This window comes from Mycobacterium sp. TH-M25, assembly GCF_057473665.1.
The window spans coordinates 1-3,163 of record NZ_JBYCLA010000583.1; the positions used below are offsets into that span (position 1 = coordinate 1).

The following is a 3,163-nucleotide window of genomic DNA, read 5'->3' on the forward strand; positions in this document are numbered from 1 at the left end:
CTAGATTAGAGCCGATTTCACGGCCAATGCGGTATTCGTCGGGATCGACGAAGACCCTGTCGTCGCGATTGGCCGAGCCCGGTAGCAGCAACAACACCTCGCCCTCGGAGAGGGTGGTGTCGTACATCCTCAGATCTTGTACGACGGTGCGGGCCAAGATTTGGGTGGATGTGTCGTAGCGTAGGGTTTCCTCGACCCACAACGGAATTCGAGAATCGTCGGCGAATACTCCAGCTAGCTGGTCGGGGTTGCGTGCGCCCCAATAGACGGCATTGGCCAGCAGCTTGGTGGTGGTCTCATTGCCGGCGATCACCATGAGGAACAGGAACGCCATGATTTGTTCGTCGCTGAGCTTGTCGCCGTCAATCTCGGCCTGCAGCAGTGCCGAAGTCAGATTGTCGGCGGGATTCTTGCGGAATTTCGTGATCAGCTCAACGTAGTAAGCCATTAGCTGGGACGAGGCCTGCATGGCCGACAGCGGAACATCGGCCACCCCGTCCTCACGGTGTAGGACACGATCCGCCAGCTCGCGGATGCCAGCCCGGTCGGGTTCGGGGACACCCATCAGTTCCGAGATCACGTCCATCGGTAGTTTGCCCGCGAATTCGGTTACGAAGTCGAAAGTTTCGCTTTCCATCGCCGAATCCAAGTGCGTGCAGGCCAATTCGAGGATCTGTGGCTCGAGCTCACGGATCCGGCGGGGGGTAAAGCCTTTAGACACCAAAGCGCGTAACCGCAAATGTTGCGGATCATCCATGGCCAGGATCGACATCACCCGGTAGGCCTCCGAGGTGCGCGAGGAAGGATCTAGGGACACGCCATAGGTATTCGACAGTGCGGTGCTGTTACGGAAGCCGCGCAGCACGTCGTGGTGTCGCGACAGCGCCCAGAACTTCAACTCCTCGTTGCGGTACAGCGGGGCCTCGTCGCGCAGCCGCCGGTAATACGGGTAGGGATCCTCATGGAAGCCGTAATCGTAAGGATTGAGGACCAGCTCCTGATCACCAACACCCACGGTCATGTGCGACCGCCTGACAGGATGAGGCTCGCCACGTCGGCCAACCGGTCAGCGATCTCGTGATAGGTGAACTGCCCGCCGCCGGCCTGCACGAGTGCGCCGTAAAAGGCCATTTCGAGCGCGGATACCGTGCCGCGTTCAGCGCCGGGTCCGATGGCAGCGACGATGCGGCGGTGGATCTCCGCGCCGATCCGGTCGCGTGCGGTACGCACCGCTGGGTCGGCGCCGCCGCTGAGCAACGCCGTTGTACATGCGGCCGCGACCTTAGGTTCGTCGGCGACCACCAGGGCCAGATGACGCAACGCCTGATCCACCCGGGTGGGTAACGGGTCGTTGACATCGGTGAAGTAGGGGACCTGCTGGACCAGGTCGAGGTAGACCTCGGCGATCAGGTGATTCTTCGACGAGAAATACGTGTAAGCGGTTGCCGGAGCCACGTTGGCGCGCGCCGCCACCGTGCGCACGGTCAGGTCGGCATACGACTTTTCCCGCAAGGTTTCCATGCCGGCGGCAAGCACCTTGCGGAAGGTTTCTTCCTGGCGGCGGTTGCGCGGCGCTGGTCCGATCTGGCGCTCGGCGTGCGCTGCCATCAGTGCATTGCTGGACATCTGTCCAAGATAACTTATTCGTGCGGGACGAAGCAAGATTAGTTGATAAATATGCTGGGTACTAAGGTATGCATGACAACTGGCGCCGGCTTCCCTTGCGCCGCAGACGGCCTGACCGCTATCGTGCCAAAGCAGTGATATCGGACAACTGTCTACTATTGGTCAGTTGACTAACAGGCGCGCGGGCGGGAGCAGAAGATGGCGTTGTTGGCCGACGGCGTGAGCGCACTGTTCATCGACGGCAAAATGTTGAGCGGCAGTGCGGGGACTTTTCCGACCATCAACCCGGCGACCGAGGAAGTGCTCGGAGTTGCCGCCGAAGCCGACGCCGAGGACATGGGCCGCGCCATCGATGCCGCGCGGCGTGCCTTCGACGAGACCGATTGGTCCCGCAACACCGAGTTGCGGGTGCGGTGTGTGCGTCAGCTGCGCGATGCGATGCGCGACCACATCGACGAACTGCGAGAGTTGACCATCGCCGAGGTCGGCGCCCCACGGATGCTCACCGCTAGCGCCCAACTGGAGGGGCCGGTCGACGACCTAGGGTTCGCGGCCGACACGGCCGAGTCGTACGTGTGGAATCAGGACCTCGGTGCGGCGTCCCCGATGGGAATCCCCACCCGACGCATCATCGCGCGGGAAGCCGTCGGTGTCATCGGCGCGATCACCCCAAGGAACTTCCCACACCAGATAAACCTCGCCAAGCTGGGTCCCGCATTAGCCGCGGGTAACACCATTGTCCTGAAGCCCGCGCCCGACACGCCATGGTGCGCGGCAGTGCTCGGCGAAATTATCGCCGAGCACACTGAGTTTCCGCCCGGCGTGGTTAACATCGTCACCTCCAGTGACCATAGTCTGGGCGCCTTACTCGCCAAAGACCCACGGGTAGACATGATTTCGTTTACCGGTTCGACGGCCACCGGCCGCAGCGTAATGATCGATGCCGCCGCCACCATCAAAAAGGTGTTCTTGGAGCTCGGCGGTAAGTCAGCGTTCGTTGTGCTCGACGACGCTGACCTGGCCTCTGCCAGTGGGATATCGGCGTTTTCGACGTGTATGCATGCCGGGCAGGGCTGTGCGATCACCACCCGGCTGGTGGTGCCGCGGGCCTGCTACGACGAGGCCGTCGCCGTTGCAGCGGCTACCATGTCGTCAATCAAGCCCGGTGATCCCAGCGACTCGGGCACTGTTTGCGGGCCGCTGATTTCGGCGCGACAACGGGATCGGGTACAGGGCTATCTCGATCTGGCGATCGCCGAAGGCGGGACGTTCGCGTCCGGCGGTGGTCGGCCCCCGAGTAGGGAGGTCGGTTTCTTTATCGAGCCCACCGTGATCGCGGGCCTAAGCAACGACGCCCGAACCGCCCGCGAGGAGATCTTCGGGCCGGTTCTCACGGTGATCGCCCATGATGGCGACGATGATGCGGTGCGCATCGCGAACGATTCGCCATACGGCTTGTCGGGCACGGTGTTTGGTGATGACCCGGAGCGAGTGGCCAGGGTCGCCGCGCGGCTGCGGGTCGGCACCGTCAGCGTGA

The 3,163-nt window shown here is 62.6% G+C and carries 3 protein-coding genes; 1 reads left to right on the top strand and 2 read right to left on the bottom strand.

Features of this window, described 5'->3' with window-relative positions; genetic code table 11:
- Both AC2VOU_RS19475 and AC2VOU_RS19480 read right to left on the bottom strand, forming a co-directional pair.
- Positions 1-1,021, bottom strand: a 1,021-nt coding sequence (locus AC2VOU_RS19475) for a cytochrome P450 (protein ID WP_486958835.1), incomplete at its 3' end; no start/stop codon positions are given.
- Positions 1,018-1,626 (bottom strand): TetR/AcrR family transcriptional regulator, encoded by a 609-nt coding sequence (locus AC2VOU_RS19480; protein WP_047316338.1) that lies wholly within the window; start codon positions 1,624-1,626, stop codon positions 1,018-1,020. The genes AC2VOU_RS19475 and AC2VOU_RS19480, both read right to left, overlap by 4 nt.
- A gap of 198 nt (positions 1,627-1,824) precedes the next feature.
- Here AC2VOU_RS19480 and AC2VOU_RS19485 point away from each other — a divergent pair.
- Positions 1,825-3,163 (top strand): aldehyde dehydrogenase (locus AC2VOU_RS19485; protein WP_486958836.1); only part of this gene is annotated, 1,339 nt, incomplete at its 3' end.

Bases quoted from the DNA above. Each gene is read 5' to 3' on its own strand.
- AC2VOU_RS19480 (WP_047316338.1), bottom strand. From the start codon at position 1,626: ATGTCCAGCAATGCACTGATGGCAGCGCACGCCGAGCGCCAGATCGGA.